General features: G+C 52.3%; 21 protein-coding genes. 6 read left to right on the plus strand and 15 right to left on the minus strand.

Annotated features, from left to right (window positions below):
• Positions 1-15: 15 nt before the first annotated feature.
• The 5 genes from F0P93_RS02730 to F0P93_RS02750 all read right to left on the minus strand — a co-directional run bounded on the left by F0P93_RS02730 (position 16) and on the right by F0P93_RS02750 (position 8994).
• Positions 16-384 (minus strand): hypothetical protein, encoded by a 369-nt coding sequence (locus F0P93_RS02730; RefSeq protein WP_225309342.1) that lies wholly within the window; start codon positions 382-384, stop codon positions 16-18.
• 156 nt (positions 385-540) lie between these two features.
• The gene (locus tag F0P93_RS02735) at positions 541-1344 is read right to left on the minus strand and encodes a hypothetical protein (protein ID WP_150874829.1); all 804 of its coding nucleotides are present in this window, start codon (positions 1342-1344) and stop codon (positions 541-543) included.
• A 92-nt stretch (positions 1345-1436) separates the two neighbouring features.
• Positions 1437-2630 carry an NRAMP family divalent metal transporter gene (locus F0P93_RS02740; RefSeq protein ID WP_225309343.1) on the minus strand — a complete coding sequence of 398 codons (1194 nt, stop codon included), beginning with the start codon at positions 2628-2630 and terminating at the stop codon, positions 1437-1439.
• Between the two features lie 12 nt (positions 2631-2642).
• On the minus strand, positions 2643-6455 hold the full coding sequence (locus F0P93_RS02745; RefSeq protein WP_150874830.1) for a hydantoinase B/oxoprolinase family protein: 3813 nt from the start codon (positions 6453-6455) through the stop codon (positions 2643-2645).
• A gap of 16 nt (positions 6456-6471) precedes the next feature.
• Positions 6472-8994 (minus strand): PIG-L family deacetylase, encoded by a 2523-nt coding sequence (locus tag F0P93_RS02750; protein WP_150874831.1) that lies wholly within the window; start codon positions 8992-8994, stop codon positions 6472-6474.
• A gap of 224 nt (positions 8995-9218) precedes the next feature.
• Between F0P93_RS02750 and F0P93_RS02755 the strand changes: the two genes are divergently transcribed.
• On the plus strand, positions 9219-11903 hold the full coding sequence (locus F0P93_RS02755) for a sodium-translocating pyrophosphatase (protein WP_150874832.1): 2685 nt from the start codon (positions 9219-9221) through the stop codon (positions 11901-11903).
• 166 nt (positions 11904-12069) lie between these two features.
• Here F0P93_RS02755 and F0P93_RS02760 read toward each other — a convergent pair whose 3' ends face one another.
• The 4 genes from F0P93_RS02760 to trpS form a co-directional block, all read right to left on the minus strand.
• Positions 12070-12633 (minus strand): 50S ribosomal protein L25/general stress protein Ctc, encoded by a 564-nt coding sequence (locus F0P93_RS02760; protein ID WP_114409278.1) that lies wholly within the window; start codon positions 12631-12633, stop codon positions 12070-12072.
• 173 nt (positions 12634-12806) lie between these two features.
• Positions 12807-13748, minus strand: a complete 942-nt coding sequence (locus F0P93_RS02765) for a ribose-phosphate pyrophosphokinase (RefSeq protein ID WP_150874833.1) — start codon at positions 13746-13748, stop codon at positions 12807-12809.
• A gap of 142 nt (positions 13749-13890) precedes the next feature.
• Positions 13891-14460, minus strand: a complete 570-nt coding sequence (locus tag F0P93_RS02770; protein ID WP_225309344.1) for a phosphatase PAP2 family protein — start codon at positions 14458-14460, stop codon at positions 13891-13893.
• A gap of 96 nt (positions 14461-14556) precedes the next feature.
• Complete coding sequence (trpS, locus tag F0P93_RS02775) at positions 14557-15531, minus strand: tryptophan--tRNA ligase (protein WP_150874834.1); 975 nt, start codon at positions 15529-15531, stop codon at positions 14557-14559.
• Positions 15532-15686: 155 nt separating this feature from the next.
• Here trpS and F0P93_RS02780 point away from each other — a divergent pair, with 155 nt between their 5' ends.
• Positions 15687-16397, plus strand: a complete 711-nt coding sequence (locus F0P93_RS02780; RefSeq protein WP_150874835.1) for a DUF2461 domain-containing protein — start codon at positions 15687-15689, stop codon at positions 16395-16397.
• A gap of 104 nt (positions 16398-16501) precedes the next feature.
• Here the strand turns inward: F0P93_RS02780 and F0P93_RS02785 are convergent, their stop codons facing one another.
• From F0P93_RS02785 to F0P93_RS02795, 3 genes are all read right to left on the minus strand, one after another.
• On the minus strand, positions 16502-16909 hold the full coding sequence (locus tag F0P93_RS02785; RefSeq protein ID WP_150874836.1) for a DUF4332 domain-containing protein: 408 nt from the start codon (positions 16907-16909) through the stop codon (positions 16502-16504).
• Positions 16910-17037: 128 nt separating this feature from the next.
• Positions 17038-17430 carry a MauE/DoxX family redox-associated membrane protein gene (locus F0P93_RS02790; RefSeq protein WP_150874837.1) on the minus strand — a complete coding sequence of 131 codons (393 nt, stop codon included), beginning with the start codon at positions 17428-17430 and terminating at the stop codon, positions 17038-17040.
• Between the two features lie 89 nt (positions 17431-17519).
• Positions 17520-19598 carry a TonB-dependent receptor gene (locus F0P93_RS02795; RefSeq protein ID WP_150874838.1) on the minus strand — a complete coding sequence of 693 codons (2079 nt, stop codon included), beginning with the start codon at positions 19596-19598 and terminating at the stop codon, positions 17520-17522.
• 187 nt (positions 19599-19785) lie between these two features.
• Between F0P93_RS02795 and F0P93_RS02800 the strand changes: the two genes are divergently transcribed.
• The 4 genes from F0P93_RS02800 to F0P93_RS02815 all read left to right on the plus strand — a co-directional run bounded on the left by F0P93_RS02800 (position 19786) and on the right by F0P93_RS02815 (position 23949).
• On the plus strand, positions 19786-20856 hold the full coding sequence (locus tag F0P93_RS02800) for a sensor histidine kinase (RefSeq protein ID WP_150874839.1): 1071 nt from the start codon (positions 19786-19788) through the stop codon (positions 20854-20856).
• A gap of 15 nt (positions 20857-20871) precedes the next feature.
• Entirely contained in the window at positions 20872-21921 is a 1050-nt protein-coding gene (locus F0P93_RS02805; RefSeq protein ID WP_225309345.1) for a sensor histidine kinase, read from the plus strand.
• Positions 21922-21951: 30 nt separating this feature from the next.
• The gene (locus tag F0P93_RS02810; protein ID WP_150874840.1) at positions 21952-23010 is read left to right on the plus strand and encodes a sensor histidine kinase; all 1059 of its coding nucleotides are present in this window, start codon (positions 21952-21954) and stop codon (positions 23008-23010) included.
• A gap of 162 nt (positions 23011-23172) precedes the next feature.
• On the plus strand, positions 23173-23949 hold the full coding sequence (locus F0P93_RS02815) for a LytR/AlgR family response regulator transcription factor (protein WP_150874841.1): 777 nt from the start codon (positions 23173-23175) through the stop codon (positions 23947-23949).
• Between the two features lie 9 nt (positions 23950-23958).
• On the opposite strand, the gene F0P93_RS02820 is transcribed toward F0P93_RS02815, so the two are convergent.
• From F0P93_RS02820 to F0P93_RS02830, 3 genes are all read right to left on the minus strand, one after another.
• Positions 23959-24429 (minus strand): SRPBCC family protein, encoded by a 471-nt coding sequence (locus F0P93_RS02820; RefSeq protein WP_150874842.1) that lies wholly within the window; start codon positions 24427-24429, stop codon positions 23959-23961.
• A gap of 10 nt (positions 24430-24439) precedes the next feature.
• Positions 24440-24790 (minus strand): hypothetical protein, encoded by a 351-nt coding sequence (locus tag F0P93_RS02825; protein WP_225309346.1) that lies wholly within the window; start codon positions 24788-24790, stop codon positions 24440-24442.
• 151 nt (positions 24791-24941) lie between these two features.
• Positions 24942-25511 (minus strand): Crp/Fnr family transcriptional regulator, encoded by a 570-nt coding sequence (locus F0P93_RS02830; protein ID WP_150874844.1) that lies wholly within the window; start codon positions 25509-25511, stop codon positions 24942-24944.
• Between the last annotated feature and the right edge of the window lie 21 nt (positions 25512-25532).

Genomic DNA, 25532 nt, shown 5'->3' on the forward strand with positions numbered 1-25532 from the left:
ATTCCCATTCCGTGCTCATCGGCTTAAAAAATAGGTCTCAAATTCATCCAATTCCGCCAGTTCAACTTCCAGGTATTTTCCAAACAGCTTCTCACCCACCTGAGTCTTTAAAGCCGAAATTCCGACATCAATCAACCGTAACCCTTTTTCAGTCAGCATAATGTTGTCGTATTTCTCTCCGCTCTGATCGGAAGGGCGCCGGATATACCGGTGGACAAAATCGGCCTTGTGCAGTTCTGTTAATTCATCCTCAAAAACATCCAGCAACAATTCCCGTTTGGAAATTTCAATACTACAGAAATCCTGAGGATAAAGCCGTTCCATCACCAACATGTCCCACTCGCTCGCTTCGTCGTAATCCAGTCGCATAAACCGGGCAACCAATCCATTGATCGGATTGGCAATCTTCAGCTTTTCGGCTTCCGATCCGATATCCGAACGCGTATCCCCCGAAAAACCTTGGCCACTTCGGTTTCGGATAAAGCCACGACGAGATTATTCGCTCCGTAAGAAAGCTGGTTGGGATACCGTTTGTGCATGTTACCTCCTCCGCTTTTCCGCTTTCACCCATCCCTGCTGAAACGTAATCATAACCGATTCATATTCAGACACCGGATAGTTGACCAGCATGTGTTTGGCATCGCGGCTCATGGGCAAATACACCAGGCCCCGAACGGATTCGCCGGGCTGTAAGGTCGTGGGTTTGAGCGCAACTTCTTTCCAGCGGTAGGATTCGTAATCGTAGCGTTGCATCCGGTCGGCAAACATGCCGTGGTCGATGATGCGTTTGGCTTGAATGGCCGTATAGATATTGTTGTGGTTAATCCGGTTTTGCACCCAGCGTTCGGGCCGCTGGTTGTTGCGGGACGACGAACTGGCGACATCACTGGCCACTGCCGCCACCAGCAAAACGGTATTGATGACTTTCGCCGTTTTCAGCCGTTTCACTTCCCGCTCCTGGTTGTAAACTGTGCGATCCGCTTCGTGAATGGGGTCAGCCGCCGAAAACATGAGCGGTTTCTGGGGCGAACTGGCCGTCCGGAAAACCGTGTGCTGGTCTTCATCCAGGGCCGTGTATTCAAATTTGGCCGGATTGACGTCGAACGGGCGGTCCGTTTTGTTCTTCACTTCGATATCAAGCGCTACGTATTGCAAATCCAGCCGTTCGTAAGAAGCCACGACCACAATCCCATCCTGTTCTGCTTTGGTGGTCGGCCGGCCGTCGATCAGGGCCACATCGCCGGAAACCGGTTTGAGTTGGTATACTTTTGTCGCACAGCCGCTTAATCCAGCCAGCAATGCGATTGAAATCGATAAAGCCAGTATAGTTTTCCTCGTTTTCATACCATCATTTGTTTGATTAACCGAAGATACAATTCTCCTGAACCAAAATCAAAAGGTTTTGTGATGAACGAACGGGAACGGGTTTAATCTGTTTATTTCACCAAATTCTGAATGGCCAGCCACACATTCCAGCCGCCGAAAAGTAAAGAGACGGCCACCACGAACAGCATCGCCAGATTTTGCAGCACCGAATTCCGGAAAGTTTCGGGAATGAGCTTTTTGTTGTTGACCGCCAGAAATAGAAATACCGTAACCACGGGCAATAAAATTCCGTTAACAGCCTGAACCACCACAATAATCGTTACTGGGTTGTAGTCTGATAACCCAAACGCCAGCCCCACTGCAATTACCAGCAACCACACGATCCGGTATTTCCACGAGCTGACCGGCCACCCCAGCAAGCTCTGGGCGGTGACCGCAGCCGCCAATGGCGCTGTCAACGAGGATGCAAAACCGGCGGCAAACAACCCAAAGGCAAACAACAGCCCACCCCACGCACCAACGCGCTCACTCAGCACGGCGGCCATGTTCATAAACGAAAAACCGCCCGTCACCAGCAGCCCGGCAATGAGCAAAACAACCGAAATCAGTCCACCCAGCAACACGGCAATCCAGATGCCCAGACGCATTTCGGACAACGTCTGTCCCTGTGTAATGCCCGAACCAAAGAACAGATTATACGGAACGATGGTGGTTCCGATCAGACTGTTGATGAGCAGCAATGAACCCGCCGGATAGGAAGGAACCAGCAATGCCTTGGCCACTTCAAGGGCTGGTGGCGACGCCCCGACGGCAACGTAAACAAAAGCTCCACCCATCACAAACACGATGATTCCGAGGAAATTAGCAATCCACCGGGTCGAGCCCATGGCGAGCAGCAGCACGCAAACCAGCCCAACGGCCAGCGTTAGCCAACGGGCCGACCAGCCCGTCAACAGTACCAGACCGGAAACCGCACCGAGGATGTTACCGGCCTGATAGGCGGCACAGCCCAGCAGAATGGCAAAAAACAACAGCGCCGGAATGGTTTTGCCGGTTTTTTGATTGGCCAGCGCAATGGTCTGACCCAAGTCCCGGCCCGTTGCAATGGTGATGCGGGATGCGGCTTCCTGCAACCAGACCGTACCCAGCGTGGCAAATGTCAGAACCCACAGCAGACTGAGGCCGTATTGCGCCCCCGCCATCGTACAGGCTGTAACTGAACCGGGACCAATGAAGGCCGCCGAGATAACAGACCAGAAAAGAATACTACCCAAACCGGAGCGTAACGAGAGTGACTTTTGCACAGAAAGAGTGAGTTAAGAATGAAGCGTTAAGAGTCTAGTTAGGTCTAATTTCAGCTTGCCAAAACCGCCACCGCCCGGCGTTTCAATCCGAATCCGCTCACCCGGGATCATAGAGCGGGTAAAAATTCCCGGCAAGGCGGTCTCTCGTCCATCGGGCTCAATCAGCGTCTGCTGTCCGGTTTGACCCGGCTCTCCGCCCTGTAATCCATACGGTGCTTCTACCCGGTGCTGGCTGAGCAAGGTGGCCTGAACGGTTTCCAGAAATTCGATTTCCCGGACAATGCCATCACCACCGGGCCAGGCGCCCGCTCCTCCCGAACCGGCCCGAATGTCAAACCGGTGCAGGCGCACCGGATACCGCCGTTCCAGTTCTTCCGGATCGGTGAGTTTGGTGTTGGTCATGTGTTGATGGACCGCCGAACGACCCGCAAAACCGGGTCCGGCCCCCGCGCCCCCGCCGATGGTTTCGTAATAGCCAAACGCCGAATTACCAAACAGGAAATTATTCATCGTACCCTGACTACAGGCGGATAACCCCAGGGCTTTCAGCAAGGTATCCACCAGCCGCTGGCTGACTTCAGTATTGCCGCCTACCACGGCCGGACAGTCTGCCGGATCATCCGAAAACGTGGGATTGAGAAAGCACTCGGGCAATTGAAGCGAAACCGGGGCCATCAGGCCTTCATTGAGAGGGATGTCCTGTCCACACCATAACCGAAGCACGTACAAAACCGCACTGTATAAAATGGACAGGTTGGCATTCAGATTATGGACATGAACGGGCGACGTACCGGCAAAATCAAAGAGAATCGACTCCTTCTCAACGGTAATGATGACACAAATCCGGTTTCCATCGTCCAGCGACTCCTGCGCCGAAAAGGTTTGTCCGGCAAACTGCTCCAAAACCGGTTTTAATGAATGGGCAGCCGCCTGCTGAAGACGATGCATGTAGCCGTGGACCGTTGCTAACCCGTGCTGACCAACCAAGGCCTGCAAAGCGGTTTCTCCGGCCCGCAGTGACGCCAGCGCGGCTTCGATATCGGCCCGGTTTTCGGCCAGCGAGCGGGTTGGAAAAGTGGCTTCCGTAAACCGTTTCTGGACGTCATCCCACAAAAACTGGCCGTTTTTAACGAGGTATTGCGGTTCCAGCACCACACCCTCCTCCATCAGTCGTGTAGCATCGGGCGGCATCGAACCGGGCACTTTTCCACCAATTTCGGCGTGATGGGCGCGGTTGACGACGTAGCCAATCAAGGCCTGGGTTTCGGTAAAAACACCTGCAATCAAGGTCACATCGGGCAAATGCGATCCGCCGTATTTGGGGTGGTTGGTGATCACCACATCGCCCGGACCCAGCGACAATTTGTTCAAGACCAAGCGAGTACAAATTCCCAGGCTTCCGAGATGCACCGGAATGTGGGGCGCATTGACCAGCAATTCGGCCTTTTCGTTCAGCAAGGCACAGGAGAAATCCAGCCGTTCTTTCACGTTCACCGAAAAAGCCGTTCGCTGCAACTGAGCGCCCATTTCTTCGGCAATGGCCGTAAACCGGCGGGCAAACAATTCCGTTTGAGCCGCTTCCAGCAAGGGTGCATCGGCGGTTTGAGACTCACCCGTATACCGGGCGACTGCATTTCGATTCGGGCCGATGGTAACTTCCCAACCTTCTTCCAGAAAACCGGAGGACGTGGTATTCAATAACAAGGCCGGGCCTTTGAAAAACGCACCTTCCGGTAGCGTTATCCACTCATAAACAGGAACCGACCCGACGGAAAAAGCTGGTGTTGCCGGTATGTTTCGTACACCATCCTGGCTGAAAATCAGTTCTTTGCTTTTTTCACTGACCAGGACCCGAATGTTTTCCAGCTCAATCACCCGATTGGCTGGAAAATGACCGTAAAGGTGCTGATACCGTTCCCGGAAGCGAGCTTCGAGGGCTTTTTCCAGATCCAAAACCGACCCGGTTTTTTGGTCCATCATTTCGATATACGGGACTTCGATCGCACTTTCCTGGCCCTTCAACCGCATGAAAAACAGAACGTTATTTACCTCAACTGCCGTTTGTTCACCAATATCCTGCCGTAAAACCGCTGTTGCATCGTTGATTAAGTCAGTGACCACTTGTTTCAATTCGGGCGCGGCTTTTTCAAGTGCTTTTAGGATTTGCCGGGCGGCCATCCGCTCAATCCGGGCCTGACCGATTCCAAATGCACTCAGCAACCCGCCGTCGAACGGTAGAATCAGCGTCTGAATACCCAGCAACTGAGCCACGGTGCATCCGTGTAAGCCCCCGGCACCACCGAAAACCAGCAAGGCATAGTCTCTCGGGTCAAACCCACGGGCCACGGAAATTTTACGAATCGCCCCGGCCATCGTTTCGTTGGCAATCCGTTCAAATCCGAGCAGCAGACTTTTTTCATCGACGGCTTTGCCGGTTTTCTGTTCCACCTGTTTCTGAACCCGTTGCAAAGCCAATTTTGCCTTTTCGACCTGTACCGGAATGCCAAACAAGGCCGGATGCAGCCGTCCCAGCAACAGATTGACGTCGGTAATCGTCAGTGGACCACCCGCTCCATAGCAAGCCGGACCCGGCGATGCGCCCGCGCTTTGTGGCCCCACCCGCAATTGCCCGAACGTCGAACCAGTTTCGTCGAACCAGCAAACCGAACCGCCCCCGGCCGCCACGGTTTCTACGGCCAGCGAAGGCGATTGCAGCGCAAAAGGGCCTACTTTGGTCGTAAACTGGTAGTCGACCCGACCATCGAACCGGGCCACGTCCGTGCTGGTGCCGCCGACATCGAGGGTCAGCGTCCGGTTAATTGAAAAATCAGCCAGGCTTTTGGCAACGTGCCCGGCGCCAATCACTCCACCGGCCGGGCCACTCAGCAAACTGTCTTTGGGTTGAAACAGGTCGGCTTTCACTAGCCCTCCTCCGCTGGTCATCACCCGAACGGGATTCCCGCCCAGTTGCCTGGTCAAATTGGACAGGTATGAACGCAAAACCGGGGTCAGATAGGCATCGACTACCGTCGTTTGCGTACGAGGCAGATACTGAATGGCGGAGGAAAGCTCACTGGAAAGCGTCACCAGAAAACCGGCTTTGCGCAAGGCTGCGCTTATCTGCTGTTCATGTTCCGGGTTTTGGTAGGCGTTCATCAGAGAAACGGCGACTACATCCGGTTTGGCCAAACGGAGATGTTCCAGAAGCTGGGTCACCGATACGTCGGCCAGAGGCTTAACCGGTTGCCCGTCGGCATCCATCCGCTCGTCCAGTTCCCACACGGATTCGTAGACAAGCTCAGCCGGAGGAATATTCAGTTGAAAAAGATGGGGCCGTTGCTGCGTCCCGATTTTGAGCAAATCTTTAAAGCCTTTGGTAACAATCAGCCCGACCCGTCCCCCTTTTCGTTCCAGCAATGCGTTCGTTCCTTTGGTTGTTCCCAGACGCATTTCCAGCACCGGAAACGGTTTATCTAACGGTGTTAAGGTCAGTAATCGCGTGGCTAAAACCGGTGCTTCTTCCCCCGTGAATAACTCAACCGTTACTTCACTTTGGAGACTTATTACTCTATCCAACAGAAGATTACCCGATAAATCCAGGTTTAAAACCGTTGCTTCTTCACCGGTTTCCAAAATTCGCAACCGATAGCCATTAAAAATGGAAGCCTGAAGCCATTGCGCGTCCAGATGAAGCCCATTATCAGACGTGATTATCCCCCGAAGACAACTGCTGCTGAGTACTTTTGTGCGCTGTACAGTACCCCCTGGATCGGTGGCCATACCATCCGTGAAGGTTCCACCGGTATCAATCCAGATTTGCCACATTCTGTTGATGCCTGAGTTACTTCCCAACCGAAATCATATTGGCGAATAAACGATAGGCTCCTGGAACACCCGCCGGTAGTTCCCGGAAAAACACCAGACCAGTGTACATAAAGTGTCCCTTTCCGTATTTGCAATAAATCAAGCTCCCGTCTTTGGCGGCTTCATTGGTGTCGTGCGCCGAAAAGATGGGTTCATAGGCTTTGTCCCAGTCCTGCGCAAAATAGATGCCGCGCTCCTGAACCCAGCCGCTAAAATCCTGATCCGTAATCTTGTTGGGTGTAGTGAGCAAGGGATGTTGCGGTTTTAAAAAGGTCATTTTGGCCTCCTCTTCCGTGACCCGGTCCCGGCCAACGGTGAAGGGATACGGCCCGATCTGATTCACTTTCAGGCCATTCTGAATGAAGGAGCCACCCGGGGTTACGTACTGGACGATCATGGTGCCACCATTTTTAACATAATCCATTAGCTTCGGCTGGTAATAGCGAAGCCATTCTTCCGTGTTGTAGGCCCGAACCCCCACGACAATGGCATCGAAGCGTGCCAGGTCGGCGTTCAGTTCACGGGGCCCAAGCGGAGTGACCAGACAACCGATCTGCTGCAAAGCTGCCGGAACTTCATCTCCTGCTCCCGCAATGTACCCAATGTTTTTACTTTTTACCTTGACGTCCAGTTTCACCAATTTGGCTTCAGCCGCCGGGAACAGGGTCTGGGTGGGAATGTGTTTGTACGCCACCACCCGCAGACTGCTGGCATACCCGGTTTTTTCCGGCGATTCGGTGCTGACCACCGCGCGCAGTTTGCCCTCGCTGTAGGCCGCCGACGGAAATACCCGGAACGAGACCCGCACCTCCTGCGCCTTTTCTTTCAATTCGAACGGCAATTGCGCCGGTTCGATCCGCCAGCCCGCTGGAACTTCGAGCTTTAACGTCCCGGAAACGTTTGCCCGGCCGGATTTCAAAATTACATCGACGGTTTTGGGCGTATTGTCGGCAAATACATACACCCGCTCGGCGAGGTTGACCATAACGGCTGGTTGAATAATGAACGGGCGGTAGATTTCGCCATCCACCGGATCGGTCGATTTGTAGCTCCACGGACGGCTAAAGGTAAACGTCTGGCCATCAATATCGAAGGTATAAAGCGTCGTGAATGCGGGCGGATTTTCGGGGTAGCCGATCAGGGCCTGGTTGCTCACCTGAAACAAGCCTTTCACCACCGGTTTTTCCAGCCAGTAAGGCTGCGAGATCGGTTGGTTGGCCGGAATGCTCACCGTCGTTGTAAACGCAGCCACATCATTCGGCTTCAGAACCAGATTCGTAACCGTATCTTTCTGGATCGCGGGCATTTGCATGCCGATCAGCTTGACCGGGTAGTCGGTGCGGTTCACCACGCTGCTCGTCACCCGAATGGCTTCACCGGGCGCGGCTGCGTAGTTGCCGGGGTTGGTTTCAAACCAGAGTCCGATGCACTGCTGAATCAACGTCTCGATTTCCAGGCGTTTGGTTTTGACGTAGATATTGGCCGTATCGAGCCGACTGAGTGCCTTATACGTCTGCACCAGCACCGGTACCGAAGCGACCGGTTTTTCGGGTTTAAAATTGGCAATCGCCTGATTGATCAACTGCTGCACCGGTTCGCTGCCCGCAACGCGTTTCCAGCTCAGATCGACACCATCGAAGGGGTCATTCGGGGCCGGTTCTCCGCCTTTCAAGGCCAGGTAATCGATTTTAACACCCCGATTGGCCGGAACGCCAAAGCCCTGGCTTTTGTGCTGGCTTCGGCTTTCGGCGGCAATTTCGCCGTACGATTTTCCCAACAACGGATTATAGAGACCGGTTTCCACCGAAATCACGCCCGGTTCGTCCGGTTTTTTGTTGCTCATAAACGCCCCCGGAATAAACACGTTCCAGAAAATCCGTTTGGGCTGCCACGGTTTCACCCACTTCAGCTGCTCAGGATATTTGGTCGGGTCGTTGGCAATCTTAAAGGCTTCCTCAGCCAGATACCCCGATGCGCTGTGGTGTCCGTGACCGGCGCGGCTGTCGGGCGGAAACCGGGTGATGATCACATCCGGGCGGTATTTCCGAATCATCCAGACCACATCGGCCAGGGCCTGCTCCTGCCCCCACATCCGAACGGCTTCGTCCGTCGATTTGGAAAAACCGAAATCGTTGGCCCGGCTGAAAAACTGATCCGGCCCGTCGATGCGCCGGGCAGCCAGCAATTCCTGCGTCCGAATCACGCCAATGTATTCGCCCTGCTCGGGTCCGATCAGGTTCTGCCCACCGTCACCCCGCGTCATGGAAAGGTAGCCGGTTCGGAGCAGTCGCTCATTGGCCAGATACGTCAGCAACTGCGTATTTTCGTCGTCCGGGTGGGCTGCCACATACAGGACTGACCCTACCACGTTTAGTTTTTTGAGCCCCTGCAAGATGGTTCCGGCCGCGGCTGGTTTGTTTTGCCCGAACGAAAGGGAAGCGAACGCGGTGAGAACGAACGCGGTATAGCAGCAGAATTTAAAATAAGGTCTGTCGATCATCAGAAGGAAGCAGTCACATGAATAACAAAAATAGTCAGGGTAACCGAACGAATTACTACCGGCTTCGGCGCATTTTGAATTAAAAGTCCGTTTTTTTTGATCCCTAAAAATAAGTACAGTTTTTCTCTAAAAAATCTATCAAAACCAGTTTCCCGATTTTCAATTGCTGTCAATCCAATTATATTTGCGACTTTGCAAAAATTAAACCTCATTAATCTTACAGCATGAATTCGAGTATTTACCTTGTTCCCATTCTGGGTCTCATTGGCCTGGTGGTGATGTACACCAAATTTGTATGGGTTTCGCGCCAGGATGCTGGTAACGAACGGATGCAGGAGATCGCATCCTACATCGCCGACGGTGCCATTGCCTTTCTAAAAGCCGAATGGCGGGTCCTCATAATCTTCGGTGTTTTTGTTGCCCTCCTGCTCAGTTTTGCCGGTACTTTAGTTGAAAACTCCGACTGGCCCATCGGGATTGCCTTCGCCATCGGGGCTTTCACCTCGGCTCTCGCGGGGTACATCGGCATGAAAATCGCCACCAAAGCGAACGTTCGCACGGCACAGGCCGCCCGGACCAGCCTGACCCGCGCGCTGGCGGTTTCGTTCACCGGCGGCTCGGTGATGGGCATCGGCGTGGCCAGTCTGGCCGTGATCGGGCTGAGCGTTTTATTCATCATTTTTTATTCCATTTACGTGGGAGCCACCGGCGATGTGAACGGAATTCCCATGGAAAAAACATTGGAAGTGCTGGCCGGTTTCTCCCTGGGTGCCGAGTCGATAGCCTTGTTTGCGCGCGTCGGGGGCGGTATTTACACCAAAGCGGCTGACGTCGGTGCGGATTTGGTGGGAAAAGTTGAAGCTGGTATTCCGGAAGATGATCCACGGAACCCGGCCACCATTGCCGATAACGTGGGTGACAACGTCGGGGATGTTGCCGGGATGGGTGCCGATTTGTTCGGTTCCTACGTGGCCACCATTCTGGCCACGATGGTGCTGGGTCGGGAAATCCGGATTCCGGATGTGAGCAACATTTTTGGTCACGCGCCCATCGTGTTGCCGATGCTGATTGCCGGCATGGGGCTGATCTTCTCCATCATTGCCACCTATTTTGTGCGGGTAAAAGACGATAACGGCAACGTGCAGGCGGCTCTGAACATGGGCAACTGGGCATCCATCATCCTGACGGTTGTTGCGTCCTATTTTCTGGTGAACGCGGTTCTGCCCACCGGCATCCTGGAAATCCGGGGCGTTGAGTTCACACGGCTCGATGTGTTTTACGCCATCGTGACCGGTTTGGTGGTCGGGGCGTTGATGTCGATTATTACCGAATATTACACCGCGATGGGTCGCCGTCCGGTGATGACCATCGTTCGCCAGTCGTCAACCGGTCACGCAACCAACATCATCGGCGGTTTATCGGTGGGCATGGAATCGACCGTTTTGCCGATTCTGACGCTGGCCGCCGGTATTTTTATTTCCTACAAATTTGCCGGTCTGTACGGGGTGGCGATTTCAGCCGCCGGGATGATGGCGACGACCGCCATGCAATTGGCCATCGACGCCTTTGGTCCAATTGCCGATAACGCCGGTGGGATTGCCGAAATGAGCGAACTCCCCGAAGAAGTTCGGGGACGGACGGATATCCTGGATGCCGTTGGAAACACGACAGCTGCCACCGGTAAAGGATTCGCCATTGCCTCAGCCGCCCTGACGTCGCTGGCCCTGCTGGCCGCTTTTGTGGGCGTTTCGGGCATCACCGGCATCGACATTTACAAAGCCGATGTGTTGTCCGGCCTTTTCGTCGGCGGAATGATTCCGTTCATCTTCTCGTCGCTGGCGATTGCCGCCGTGGGCCGGGCGGCCATGAAAATGGTGGAGGAAGTTCGTCGTCAGTTCCGCGAAATTCCGGGCATTCTGGAAGGAACCGGCAAACCGGAATACGAAAAATGCGTCGCCATTTCAACCCAGGCGTCGATTCGCGAAATGATTCTGCCGGGCGCTATCGCCTTGATTTCACCGGTCATCGTCGGTTTCATTTTCGGCCCCGAAGTATTGGGCGGTTTTCTGGCAGGGGTCACGGTTTCCGGCGTTTTAATGGGGATTTTCCAGAGCAACGCCGGTGGCGCGTGGGACAATGCCAAGAAGTCTTTCGAGAAAGGCGTCGAAATCAACGGGCAGATATATTACAAAAAATCGGAACCGCACAAAGCGTCGGTAACGGGTGATACCGTTGGTGATCCGTTTAAAGACACCTCCGGTCCATCAATGAATATTCTGATCAAGCTCATGTCGATCGTATCGCTGGTCATTGCGCCGTACATCGCCGTGCAATCGACTGAAACCACGGAATTTGTGCAGGAAGGTCAGGTTGCGGTGGGCGGCATGGAAGGCGTCGATCTGGAAAAATCAACGGGGGCTGACAATGAAACCGTTAGCACGCCCAATCTGGGCGCGTTTCAACCGGTTAAATTGACAAACGGCACTGAACTCTCCCTACCTGAACTGGGCGTTGAAAACAAACTACTGGCCTTCATCGAGGATGACCAAAAAGCGGTCGATAAAGAAACCTGGTTTGACTTCGATCGGCTGACGTTCGAAACCGGCAGCGCCACGCTTAAACCCGAGTCGCAGGAGCAGTTGAAAAACATCGCCGAAATCCTGAAAGCCTATCCGGGTGTCGCCATTAAATTGGGCGGTTACACGGATAATACCGGCAATGCGGATTCCAACCTGAAACTCTCGGGCGACCGGGCTAAATCCGTTCAAAACGAATTGGCCAATCTGGACATCGACAAAAGCCGGCTGGATGCAGAAGGCTACGGACAGGAACATCCGGTGGCGTCGAATGACACCGAAGAAGGCCGCGCCCAAAACCGCCGGATTTCGATTCGGGTGACGAAGAAGTGATTGGTTTACGGTTTTCAGTATACGGTTTACGGTGGCTGATGCATTATACCTAGTGCTTATGAGCATGCGTCAGCCACCGTAAACTGAAAACCGTAAACCAAAAAAAGCCAGCCCAATCAATAAGGGCTGGCTTTTTACGTCTAATCTATTAGCAATCAAACCGGTGTTAAGCGGTTTTTCCCCGCATAGAACGCGGAATTTCAATCGTAGCAATCGGGAGAGCTGTGCTATCCAGAATTTCGACACCTTCCAGTTGGATGGCGCTTACTTTCACCGTTTTACCCAGTTCCAGGTTCGAAATGTTCACCTCAACGTAATCGGGAATCTTTGTGTAAGGCCCGCTCAGTTTCAGTTTACGCATTTTCTGAATTAATTTACCCCCCTGCTGTACACCGGGAGAAATACCGCTAAAACGAATCGGTACTTCCACTTTAATATCTTTTCCTTCAACAATTTCCAGGAAATCGGCGTGCAGAATTTGGTCGTTCACCGGATGGAACTGCGCGTCCTGCAAAATGGCTTTGTATTCGTCACCTTCAATGTTCAGAGTCACTTCGTACGCGTCTGGCGTTGTCAGCAAGGTGCGGAACAGGATAGCCGGCGAATAGAAATGGACCTGAGTTTTACCTCCGTACAATACGCAGGGTACATTTCCTTCGATACGAAGAGCCTTCGACTCTGTCTTACCGAGATTCGCTCTGTTATACCCTACAATCTCGTGTTGTTTCATTTTATATGAATTTTATGGTTTTGATGGTTAAATGGTTTTAATGGCTGGATAGTTAAAAGGAATTGCCTGGTTTTGATGGTTGTACGGTTAAATGCTCTAGTTCTCTAAATCATTTAACCGTACAACCATTTTAACCATTAAAACCAATTAACCATCGAAACCATGTATTCCATTTAAGAATTTATAAACAATGAACTAATAGATTCATGATCGCGAATGCGGCCGATGGCTTTGGCAAACAAGTCCGCCACCGTCAGCACTTTTACTTTTGGACTCAGCTGGCGCAACGGCATGGTGTCGGACACCACGAGTTCTTCCAGCACCGAATTCGTAATGTTGTCGTGCGCTTTGCCCGACATCACCGGGTGCGTACAGATTGCTCGGACGGATTTGGCTCCTTTCTCCAGGATAATTTCAGCCGCCTTACACAAGGTTCCGCCCGTATCGATCAGGTCATCGACCAGAACGACATTGGCACCTTCCACATCCCCGATGACCTGCATCGAGGCAATTTCGTTGGCTCGCTTGCGGTGTTTGTCGCAAAGGACAATGTCGGCATTGAAATGCTTCGCAAACGTCCGGGCGCGGGCCGCACCACCAACGTCCGGCGAAGCAATCAGCAGGTTATCCAGATTCAGGTTTCGAATGTAAGGAACGAAAACCGAGGTTCCTTCCAGGTGATCGACCGGAAAATCAAAGAATCCCTGAATCTGCCCGGCGTGGAGGTCAATCGTCATCAGACGATCTGCCCCGGCAGCCGCCAGCATGTTGGCCACCAGTTTGGCGGCAATGGCCACCCGCGGTTTGTCTTTCCGATCCTGCCGGGCGTAACCGAAATACGGAATGACGACCGTTACGTAGTGAGCCGAGGCCCGACGTGCTGCGTCGACCATCAGCAACAACTCCATCAGGTTGTCGGCGGGCGGGTTTGTCGAATGAATCAGAAAAACGTCGCAACCCCGAACCGACTCTTCATAACTCGGAGACAACTCTCCATCGCTGAATTTACGCAGGGTGTAACCGCCGAGATTCTTACCGTAATGGTGAGCAATTTTCTCTGCCAGATACGTCGATTGACTACCTGAAAAAATCTTAACCGTGTTGAGGGATGCCATTCAGTGCTGAATCAGTGCCGAAAATGTCCGCAAAAATACAAATAGTATTTGACTCTTGGGACGAGAACCTTAAAGTTTTCTTGTAGAAGATTGATTATAAGATTATTATAACATTATATTGAATATTTACGGCGAAGACACCTTATTTTCTCACCCTATCAAACCGTTTCTGTACATACTGGTAACCGTTCACACACAAAACAGCCATGATCACACCAATCCCGGCACCCGCCAAAACATCCAGTGGATAATGAGCGCCGACGTAAATCCGGCTGTAGGAAACGACAGCGGCCCACAGAAAGACCCACCTGACCCAGCCAAACCGCTTCCCGATCAACAACCACAATGCCATCGCCAGCGCAAAGGTGTTGGCGGCATGGGAAGACGCAAAACCGTAGGTGCCGCCACATTCCAGCACCGGATGAATGAGCTTTTGCAAGGCCGGCTCGTGACAGGGGCGCAACCGGAGTGTCAGCGGTTTCATGACCGCAGACGCCATCTGATCGCTCAACACCACGGCCAGCACCAACGTCAGCACCAGACCGAAGGCCTGTTTCCGATATTGAAAAATCAACCAGCCAATCAGTAACGCATAGAACGGAATCCACGTATTGCGCATTGTGGCCCCCACCATAACCGGATCCAGCCACGGCGCATACAAGCCGTTCAGCCAGAGAAAGAGGTCGGTGTCGAGTTGCTTGAGTGTTTCCAAACTTGAATGAGTGAATGAGTGAATGAGCGATTGAGTGAATAGTGTGCGAAGATCCCGGCAAGCTATTCACTCAATCACTCATCCGCTCATTCACCATTAATTGTAGCCTAATTTCCGTCGAACCCGTTCCATCGTGACCGAGGCAACGGCACGGGCTTTTTCTTCGCCGTTGCGCAGTTCGCGTTCCAGTGCTTCTTCGTTTTCCATGTAGAAATTGAACTTCTCGCGGGCTTCGGCAAACTGGCTGATAATCAGTTCATACAATTCCTTTTTGGCGTGGCCGTAGCCATACCCGCCGTTCAGGTAATTCTGGCGCATGGTTTCCACCTGAGCCTCATCCGCCAGCAGTGCATACAACTGGAAGGTAATATCGGTAGCCGGATTTTTCGGTTCTTCGAGTGGCGTCGAATCCGAAACGATCTTTTTGATCACTTTATAAAGCTCGTTGGCCGGTACGAAAATGTCGATGTAATTGTTGTATGACTTGCTCATTTTCTGGCCGTCGATGCCCGGGATGGTCATAATCCGCTCATCGATGCGGGATTCGGGCAAGACAAAAATCTCCTCGCCCACCAGGTGATTGACCGCGCTGGCCATGTCGCGCGTCATTTCAACGTGTTGCTTCTGGTCTTTTCCAACCGGAACCAGGTTGGCGTCATACAGCAGAATATCAGCTGCCATCAGACACGGATACGTAAACAAACCGGCGTTGACATCCGCCAGCCGCTCCGACTTATCCTTGAACGAATGGGCGTTCGACAGCATCGGAAACGGCGTAAAGCAGTTTAGGTACCACGCCAGCTCGGTATGCTCCGGCACGTGCGACTGCCGCCAGAAGGTGTTTTTGGTCGTATCAAGCCCAAATGCCAACCAGGCCGACGCCACCGCCCGGATGTAGTCCCGGCGCAAGGCACCGTCTTTGATGGTGGTTAGGGAATGCAGGTCGGCAATGAACAGAAAGGAGTCATTACCGGGTTCTTCCGACAGTTTGATGGCGGGTTTGATAGCCCCCAGAATATTACCCAAATGCGGTCGTCCGCTGCTTTGAATACCAGTGAGAATGCGAGACATATTTTTTGAATGAGTGAATGAGTGAATGAGCGAATGAGTGAATAGCTTCGCCAGAATCATGCTTTCAGCGGAGCTATTCACTCATTCGCTCATTCACTCATTCACAATTGAATTTCCGTACAAACTTCGCTATTTCTGGCTAGCTTTGGAACTGTATGAAGACGAAAAACGCACCTAATTCTCAGCTCTCCGTTCAAACACTTGACTTTCTGCGCGATCTGGTTCAAAACAACAACCGGGAGTGGTTTCAGGCGAACCGCGCCCGCTACGATGCGGCTAAATCCGAGTTTGAAGGTTTTGTAGGCAAGTTGCTGCAGGGTATCGAAACGTTTCAGCCACTGCCCAACACCGCCGTAAAGGATTGCATTTTCCGCATCAACCGCGACATCCGGTTTTCCAAAGACAAGGCGCCTTACAAGAAAAATCTGGCGGCTGCTGTGGGTCCGGGTGGTCGGCATTCGGGTCGGATCGATTATTATTTCCACCTGCAACCCGGTGGCGAAACCTTTCTGGGCGCGGGCATGTGGCAACCGACACCGGCCCAACTCGCCAAGTTTCGGCAGGAAATCGACTACAACGTCGATGAATTGAAAGACATCATCGAGGCCCCGGAATTCAAGGCCTATTTTCCGGAAATATCCGGTGAAACCATGAAAACATCGCCCAAAGGCTATTCAGCCGACCATCCGGAGATTGGCTTACTGCGCCGGAAAGAATTGTTTTTCCTCCACCGGTATTCGGACCAGGAGGTGATAAAACCGGATTTTGTGGATGAAGTTGTGAAAGGTGCCCGGTTGATTAAACCGTATTGCGATTACCTCAATTACCTGTTTTACGAAGAAAAAGACGAGTCGATAACGTTGTAAATGAATGATAAATGTAAAATGATGAACGCCAAATGTAAAAGTATCCGGGTGCTTCCCTCTTCACTTTTACATTTGGCGTTCATCATTTTACATTTATTATTTGATCAATACTCCAACCCGGCGGGTAAAGTTTTGGCCTGATTGATAAAATCGGTGATTTTTTCCAGCGTCGGGGGCCGCAGTGTAAGCTGCCGTTCCTGGTTGATTTCCATAATTTTGGCAAAGAGGTTTTCCGGTGAGCGATGGGCCAGTTCCTTGACGGTATCGACGCCGGCTTCTTCCAGCAAATCGCTATAGACGCCACCAATCCCCGCTATGCGATTCAAATCCGCCCGGTTGGCCAGATCCAGGATCACGGCGGTTTCTACACCGACCGTAGCCGCCAGTTTTTTGCGCAAAGGCACAGTTTTGGAGGCTTCGAGCAGGGCGTCGGTGTTGGTCAAACCCTGTGCTTTCAAGGCTTCGGCCAGATCAGCAGTAATGCCTTTCAATTCTTGAACGGGTAAACTCATGAGATTCGGTTTATTTTAGGAATATGACTACCTACTTGAGACCGCTTTCAGGTCAAAAAGTAACGCAGACTCCTAAATAAACGGTGGAATTGCATTCGCGCTCGTATGGTTGAAGCCAACGTGAGGCATTACCGCTCTTCTGCTTCCTTCAGCAGAAAGTAAAAAGCCAGTACATGAATTAACTGAATACTAACGGTATTCCATTCTTCCCGCAAACCTGTTCCGAAAATCAGGGCGGTCATCGTTAATCCGCCCAACAAACCGCCCCAGACCAGAAACCGCCCTCCCAAAAACAACAGAACGCCAATGGCCAGCTCAACAAAGGGCAACGTGAAAGCGAAGCCGCGGACAAAAAACTCGGGCAGAATGGTGGCCGAAAAATCACTCACCATTTTATCGGCAAACTTCGCCAGCTTGGGTATTCGAACCAGACCGTGCATCGCCAGATCGACGCCTAAGCCCAGTCGCAGAATCAGCAGCGCAAACTGACCCGTATTCCTTGAAAAGCTTCCTCGTGACATGTTTTTTATGGTTTCGGTTTACCGTCTCCGGTAGCTTTCGCTTGCCTTGTCAGCGACTGAAAACTGTAAACCGAGTACTGTAAACTCATTTACCACCGAACTGCCAGCCTCACGCCACCCATAAAATTCCGGCGCGGGGCGGCATTGTAAAACCGGCCGCCAAACGCGTTGAGGTCATAGCCCAGGCTGTAGGTTTGATCGAGCAGGTTGTCACCACTGACATACGCATCGAGCGTCCAGCGTTTGGCCAGCGTTTTCCGGAACCCCAGCGTCGCGTTCAGCATCCGGGCAATGTCGGATTGGAAAGCGTTGGCATCATCGAGCGGGAATTTATCGATAAACTGGTGCGTCAGGTGCGCGTAGAATCCCAGCCGGGTTTCAGCATCAAAACCGGTGACGACCACCAACGGGGGGACGCCCGTGACGCGGTTACCAGACACATCGGCGGTGCCCTGCTGGTAATTCTTAAACCGGTAATTGGTCACCGTGGTGCTGTTCCAGACCCGGACGGTTTGCCAGAAGGCAGCGGGTTTCGGAACCACCAGATTATACGACAGTTGCGTTTCCAGCCCCTTTTGATTTGTGGCGCCTGCATTGATGAAGTATTCGGCTCCGCTTTCCACCGACCGCCGGACAATCGTTTGCCGCAATCGGAACTGATACACGGCGACGTCGAACTGAAACCGGTTTAACTGCCCGCGCACGGCAGCTTCTAGGTTCGTACCCTGTTCCGGCTCCAGCGTCGGATTAAAGGTTCCGGCCGATGGCCGGACTTCCTGGATCGTAGGGGCGGAATAGCCGGTGCTGACGCTGGCAAAAACCGACACGTGATCGCCGATTTTCTTCAACAGCGCTACCCTCGGCAACCAGACCGGCTGAAAGCCACGCGGTTGTGGGACAATGGGCTGATCCGAAAACCGGGTAAACCGATACGATACTTCGTTGCGGCTCAACCCGGCTGTGGCAATGATTCCGAACGGCAGACTGGCTTCCAACTGGGCAAACAAAACCGACTGCGACGCCCGGAATTCGTCGTCCGACTGCAGCGTGTCGGGCTGGCCACGGCGGTTGCCATAATTGCGGGTGATGGTGAAATTGTGCTGCCACTCGCCCCCAAAAATCAGTTGGGTGGGAACGCCCGATTCGATCATCTGCCAGCGCGTCACCGTCCGCCCCCCAATGCCCTGATCGGCGCGTTTTTCGTAGTTAGTAATAAACGGATTGGCAAAATCGGTTAGCGAACCGAACAAAACCGTCGTGTTCTGAATGCGGTCGTTCCAGCGGTATTGGTGCGAGAAACCCAGATAGCCGGTTTTCTGGTAAATAGCCGCCCGCTGATCCGCGCTGCCGGGAGAGACCCGCGTCGAGGGCCGGGCCTGGCGGGGGTCGGCCAGAAACTGCGCCTGGGTCAACCCGCCCGGCGTCTGGTACATCAAATCCGAGTATAGCCCCATGATCGAAACCGTTTGCTTGGGGTTGACGGCAAAGGTGGCGTTCAACGACAGGTTGTCGCGGTACATCCGGCTGTTGGCCCGGTAGCCGTCCGATTGTAAATGCCCGTAATTCAACGAAATAGCCGAATTATTCTGACCGGTTTGAATCGTATAGTTTTGACCCGACAACCCGTAGGAGCCCGCCAGCGCGCTCACTTCGGCCCGGTTGGCCTGTTCACCCGATGGGCTGGCCTGCCCGCTGAGCAAAACCGTACCACCGGTTCCGGCCCCGTACAAGCTGCCTGAGGGTCCTTTGATCACTTCCACCCGGCCAATGGAGCGAACGTCCAGCGCATTCAGGTAAGTGCCGCCCCCCGCATCGGTCATCGGCAATTCGTTCCAGTAGACTTTGACATTCCGAACGCCAAACGGCGACCGGATCAGGCTCCCCCGGATCGAAAGCCGGTAGCTGCCCGGCGACCGTTCGTCCATCCGAACGCCCGGCAGGGTGTTGAAAGCCGGGACGAGGGCCGGGGTACCAAACCGCTGATTCAGTTCTTTGCCGGAAAGCACATTGACCGATGCCGCCGTTTCGAGCAGCGGGCGGTTTGTCTCGTAGCCCCGAACGGTCACTTCCGCCAGTTGAATGGAATCGGTAACGGAACGGCTGGACGGCGTTTGCTGGGCAAAAAGGGGAATGGGAAGAAATAGAAAAAGTAAACTGTATTTAAGCATGTCTTTGCCGGATTCGGGTTGTTTCTGGGATTCTTACGTAAAACTAATCGCTCAAAATGATTTTATACTCTTTAGGGCCAACTAACCTCAATTCAACCCCAAAAGTCGGCGTTTCAATCCAATCTGTATTGAGCCAACGGTTAATTCCCCTTTATTTTACAAAAAATAATAAACCATTGCAAAGTACGTGACGACGTTGGAAAGACCGAACGACCGATGGCTCCGCTGGATAGGAATTCCGCTGATGGTGCTGTTGGGCAATATCCTTTACCTGAAAGAGTACCAGCATAACCCGGTTCTGTATTCAGGCTGGGTCTTTATTGGCATGGCCTACATGACCCTGGCCTGGGAAGGTTCCGTGAGCTGGGTGCATTACGTCCGCAAAAACTTCCCGGACGCCCGGCACGCCTTCCGGCGGATTGTCATCACGTTCACCGGCTACGGGCTACTGGCGGTTTTGTGCCAGTCGTTGTTCATCTTTCTGACTGATCTGACCGGGCTGGCCATTATTCCCATCACGGCACGAGTCTATCAGGCTTACATCGGAATCGGTATCTTTTGTTCCCTGATTCTGGGGACGACCTACGAAATCATCTATTACCTGCAACAATACCGCAATGCCATTGCCGAAGCCGAAGCGATTCAAAAATCCCGGATTCAGGGTCAGTTCGACAGCCTGAAAAGCCAGGTCAATCCGCATTTTCTGTTCAACAGCCTCAATTCGCTGTCGGCTCTGATTTCCGAAGACAAGCAGCAGGCCAACAAATTCCTGGAAGAATTATCGAGTGTGTACCGGTATTTGCTGCAATCGAATGAGCGCAAGCTCGTATCACTCCAGACGGAACTGAACTTCATCCACTCGTTTTTTTACCTCTTAAAAACCCGGTATGGCCCGGCCATCGAATTGCAGCTCGGCATCGAATCGTGCCTGCTGGAATGTTATTTGCCGCCCTTCAGCCTGCAAACGCTGATCGAAAACGCCATTCGTCACAACATTATTCTGGCCGACCGGCCGCTCGTGATCTCGCTCCAGGCCGAAACGCAGATCAACGACGGGATTGTTGCCCTGCGGGTGACTAACAACATTCAGCGAAAAAATGTACAGGTTAATAAGCAGCCCGGCGGTTTACGGCAACTCACCGAACGGTTTACCCTCCTGCGCTTGCCGCGCCCGGTGATCACCGACGACGGTCAGCAGTTTAGTGTTCGGGTGCCACTGATCGTCAAAGGTGCCGATTTTTTGGTAAATTTACCCTGACTTTTCCCTACCGATGTGGGCCTGAAATCTATCCGTTATACCAACCGTGACACCTGGATCGCACTCGGCCTTTTGCCGGGTTATTACCTTTTCCTGAACTACATGATGCTCGGGAAGCCCTATTTCCAACGGCTGGATATTTTTCTGGGAGCTTCGCTGCTGACGACACTGATCTGGACACCGGCTTTTTTTCTCCACGCCGTGCCGGCGGTTTATCTTCGCAAACGATTTCCGCACATTCGCCAGACCTGGATGCGCCTGTGCCTGGCCCTGTCGATTCACATTCTGATGTCTTCGGTTGCCATAACTTTTCTGTTTTACGTGTATAAGTGGATTCATTTTCCGGGCTATACCTTCGGGAGCAACCGCCTTTTCTGGGCAATTACCCTGGGAATTATTGGCAACATTGTCGCCAACATTGTTCACGAAAGTGTGTATACTTTTGAGAAATGGTCACAAACCATCAGCGAAACCGAAAAGCTTAAAAAAGCGAACTTACAGAGCCAGCTTGACAGTTTAAAACAGCAGGTCAATCCGCATTTTCTCTTTAATTCGCTCAATACGCTTTCGTCCCTGATTGATGAAGACACTGAAAAAGCGGAACTGTTTATCGAGGAATTATCGAGTGTATACCGGTATTTATTGCAGACCAACGAAAACGCCCTGACCAGCCTTCGCGATGAATTGAGATTTATTGAATCGTATTTCCACCTCTTGAAAACCCGGTATGGAAATGGCATCGAATTGGAAGTACGTGTCGCCGATGGCTTCAGGGAAGCGCAATTACCACCGCTGACGCTCCAGATGCTGGTCGAAAATGCGGTAAAACACAACATCATACTTTCTGATCAACCCCTCCAGATTCGCATTGAAACCACACAGAGCGGTCGGCTGATTGTTTCGAACAATGTGCAGTTGAAAAACCTCCGCGTGGCTTCCAATGGAGTCGGTTTGGCCAACATCGCCACAAAATACCAATTGCTGGGACAGGGAAATCTGGAAATCCTGAACACGGAAACCAGTTTTTGTGTCACCCTGCCCCTGATGACGAACGAACTTAAATAAACCCGAATGCCTGGCTTTTAATCCGATGCTATGATGACTTTTAACGATACCCGCCTTCGGTTGACGGGGCCACTGGTATTGTTCTTTTTTGGGGCGTTATTTTTCCGGGTTAAACTGCTGCTCAGTTACACCAGCATTGAGTTGATCCGGTATTTTATTGTGGGAATTACCTCCGGTTATATTTGCTGGAACATAACCCGATGGCTCGTCCGGCGGATTCAGCGCCGGCATCCGGGTCTGACCAACACTCGCTACCGGTTTTATTTACTGCTTCTGGCGTTTCCTATCCTGGTCAACATCGGGTATTTTCTCCGTTTTTTTGGTCATACGCTGATCTATCCACACGACGGAGATTCGATCGTGGATTGGGATGTCAATTTCTTCATCAGCTACCTGGAAACCATCGGCATTCAAATTTTTTACCACTTTTTATACATTGGCATTTATGAAGGGTCTTACCTGTTTATTCAATGGCGAAAAACCAATCTCGAAAAAGAAGCCTTGCTGCGTATGCAATGGCAGGGCCGGTTTGAAGTGTTGAAAAACCAGGTGAATCCGCATTTTCTGTTCAATTCGCTCAATACGCTCTCGTCGCTTATCTCCGAAAATCCAACCCTGGCCGAAGAATTTGTCGACGACATGGCCAGCGTATACCGCTACCTGTTACAAACCAACGAGCGCGAGCTGACGCCCCTTCGGAAAGAACTGGATTTTATCGATTCCTACTACCATTTGCTCAAAACCCGTTATGGTTCGGGGCTTTCCCTGCAAGTGGCGGTTCGGGAGGAGGACAAAGACGCTTTGCTGCCTCCGTTGACGCTGCAAATGCTGGTCGAAAATGCGGTCAAGCACAATACCATGTTGCCTGAACAGCCATTGCAAATCAAAATTGAGACGACGGACGGTTTTTTACAGATCAAAAATACCCTGCAACGCAAAAACGTTCGGGTGGAGTCGAACCACGTCGGTTTGTCAAACATCGCTTCCAAATACAAGCTGCTGAAACAACCCAGTCCGATTATTGAAGAAAAGGACGGACAGTTTATCGTAACCCTTCCCCTGCTGCAGGAACGGATTGGCGTCAACTGAAGAAGGATGCATTTCATGGCCGGACAATACCGGTTTGACCCACCAATTTGCGGTTTCAACGGAAGGTGATTTGGAAAAAACGAACCGAATCTGCTACTTGTAGGTACGATTTGAACCGTAACACCTTAACCCCCCTCTCCGAAAAAATAACGACCGATTCGTATGGATGTACTGGTAATTGAAGACGAAGAACTGGCTGTCCGCAAGTTGACCAAACTGCTGCAGGACGTCGATCATTCCATCCGAATTGTTGGAACGGCCGCCAGCGTACGCGCATCCGTCCAGTGGCTGCAAAACAATGCGACGCCGGATCTGATTTTGATGGACATCGAACTGGCTGACGGACAAAGCTTTGAAATCTTTGAGCAGACGCCGGTCGAATCGCCGGTTATTTTTACGACTTCCTACGACGAATACGCCCTGCGGGCGTTCAAGGTCAACAGCATCGATTATTTGCTGAAACCCATCAAACGGCACGAACTGGAAGCGAGTCTGGAAAAACACCGCAAGTTGCGCAACCCCGCCGAACCCGAAACCGGCGGCCGGATGGCCATCGACGCACTCGTTCAGCAACTCCGTCAGCAGATTCAGCCCGCCGAATACCGCAAACGGTTTCTGGTCAAACACCTCTCGCAGTGGATGCCCATCGAGGTGGCCGACATCGCCTATTTTTACTCGGAAGAAGGCGTCAGTTTGTTCCGGACCCGAACGAATCAGAAATTTTCGGTAGACTACACGCTCGATGAACTTGAAGCGATGCTCGATCCTTTGCAGTTTTTTCGGGCCAACCGGCAATTTATCGTCGACATTAACTGCGTTCAGCAGATTCACCCCTACTTCAACAACAAACTGAAACTGACGTTAAAACCGGCTCCCGAAGAGGAGGTGCTGGTGAGCCGCGAACGCGCCACGGAGTTTAAGAAGTGGATGGGAAAATAAAAACCGTCGCTACAAAAGTCGTTTCGGTAGCTCGATCAGCGGATTTGGGGTGTCTTCGAGCAATTGTTTGGCCCGCATCAGGTCGTTCCGAAACTGCCGCTGCAACTGGTGAATCAACAAAGGGGCCATCAACCGCTGCCACCCTCTGAGTTCCAGGCTCAGCTCATACGTCACCCGGGTTTCTTTGTCTACCCGCTCAAACAACCGCTGCTCCCAGAGGTCAACCGGACTATCGACACTCTCGTGGGCCGTCCGCCGGTTCGGTGCGGCTGCCGTCACTTCGGCCAGAATCGTCATTTCCTGATCAAAAAGCCGGAGTTCCTGCCGAAGTTTCATGCCCGAGCGGGCCAAACCGGGTACGTCCTGCTGCATGGCGAACAAATTGCTGCGCCAGAGCAAATCGTATTCATAACAGCCCAGCAATCCGTAGACTTCCGTTAACGGCAATCGAATCAATTCGGAATGACGAACGGTAATCATGAAAGGCGGTTTAGGAGTTGGGATTTTGCCCGGCAATGAAACGTTCGGCCTCCGAATGCGTTTCGCATAATTTCGTGGGAAGCACCGGGTTGCTTTTCTCAAACAGGGCTTCTGACGACAGTTTCGAAAACAAATCCGGCGACACAATGCTGATGTTGTAGCGCACTCCGGCGGCATAAGCCCTCGGAAAGTAATCATTCACAATCCAGTCGACGGTTCCGGCCCAGGCCACGTCAAATTCCTTCGTGTCATGCACATGAAACCGACATGCCCGCTGCTGCCCCTCGGCTTGCTGCCAATCCAGCATTTTGAGCGTCGCCCGCATCAGTTCCTCATCGGTGCAAAAGCCGATCCACTTCATGAGAAGGTAATTCTTCGTGGGTTCATACCGTAAAATGGCGTAAACGTCCCCTTCTTCGTTTTCTATTCTGCTAATTTCATTCACGGCATTATGTACCTTAGGTGTCGGATCCGTACGATTTGATGTCACCACAATCAACCACAAATATACTTCAAACCCCGATACCCGACCGGTAGCGACCCAGCGTTTCGGGAGTAATTCCCAGATAACTGGCGACAAATTCTGACGGAATGCGATTCAATACTTTCGGGTGTTCTTCCAGCAACCGGCGATACCGGTCTTCCGGGGCTTCTTTCAGGAGAGAAGCCTCCCGCTTTTCAACCCGCATTAACTGGTCCTGCAGCAGCAAGGTAGCGAAGCGTTGCCAGGTCGGATAGGCTCGGCAAAGCGCCACCACGTCGTCGTAGTGCATTTCGAGCAGGTGCGTTTCTTCCAACGTCGCCACATTGACATGAGACGGTTTTTGGGTAAAAAAACCGACGAATGAACCCAGAAGCGAATTTTCAAATAAAAACTCTTTCGACACTTCCCAGCCGTCGATTTCGTAAAATAACCGCCCGCATCCTTTTTCGATGAAGCCGATGGTGTTGCAAACGTCTCCCTCCCGCACGTACAGCTCATTTTTCGCCAGCACGCGGTACTGAATAATTTGCTCAAAAGCGGTTTTTTCTTCGCTGGACGGCCGAACGATGCGTTCAATATTGAACAGAACCCGATGCATAGAGAATGAGTTGGGGCAGAA

Origin of the sequence: Larkinella humicola (assembly GCF_008727875.1) — a bacterium.
Classification (GTDB): domain Bacteria; phylum Bacteroidota; class Bacteroidia; order Cytophagales; family Spirosomataceae; genus Larkinella; species Larkinella humicola.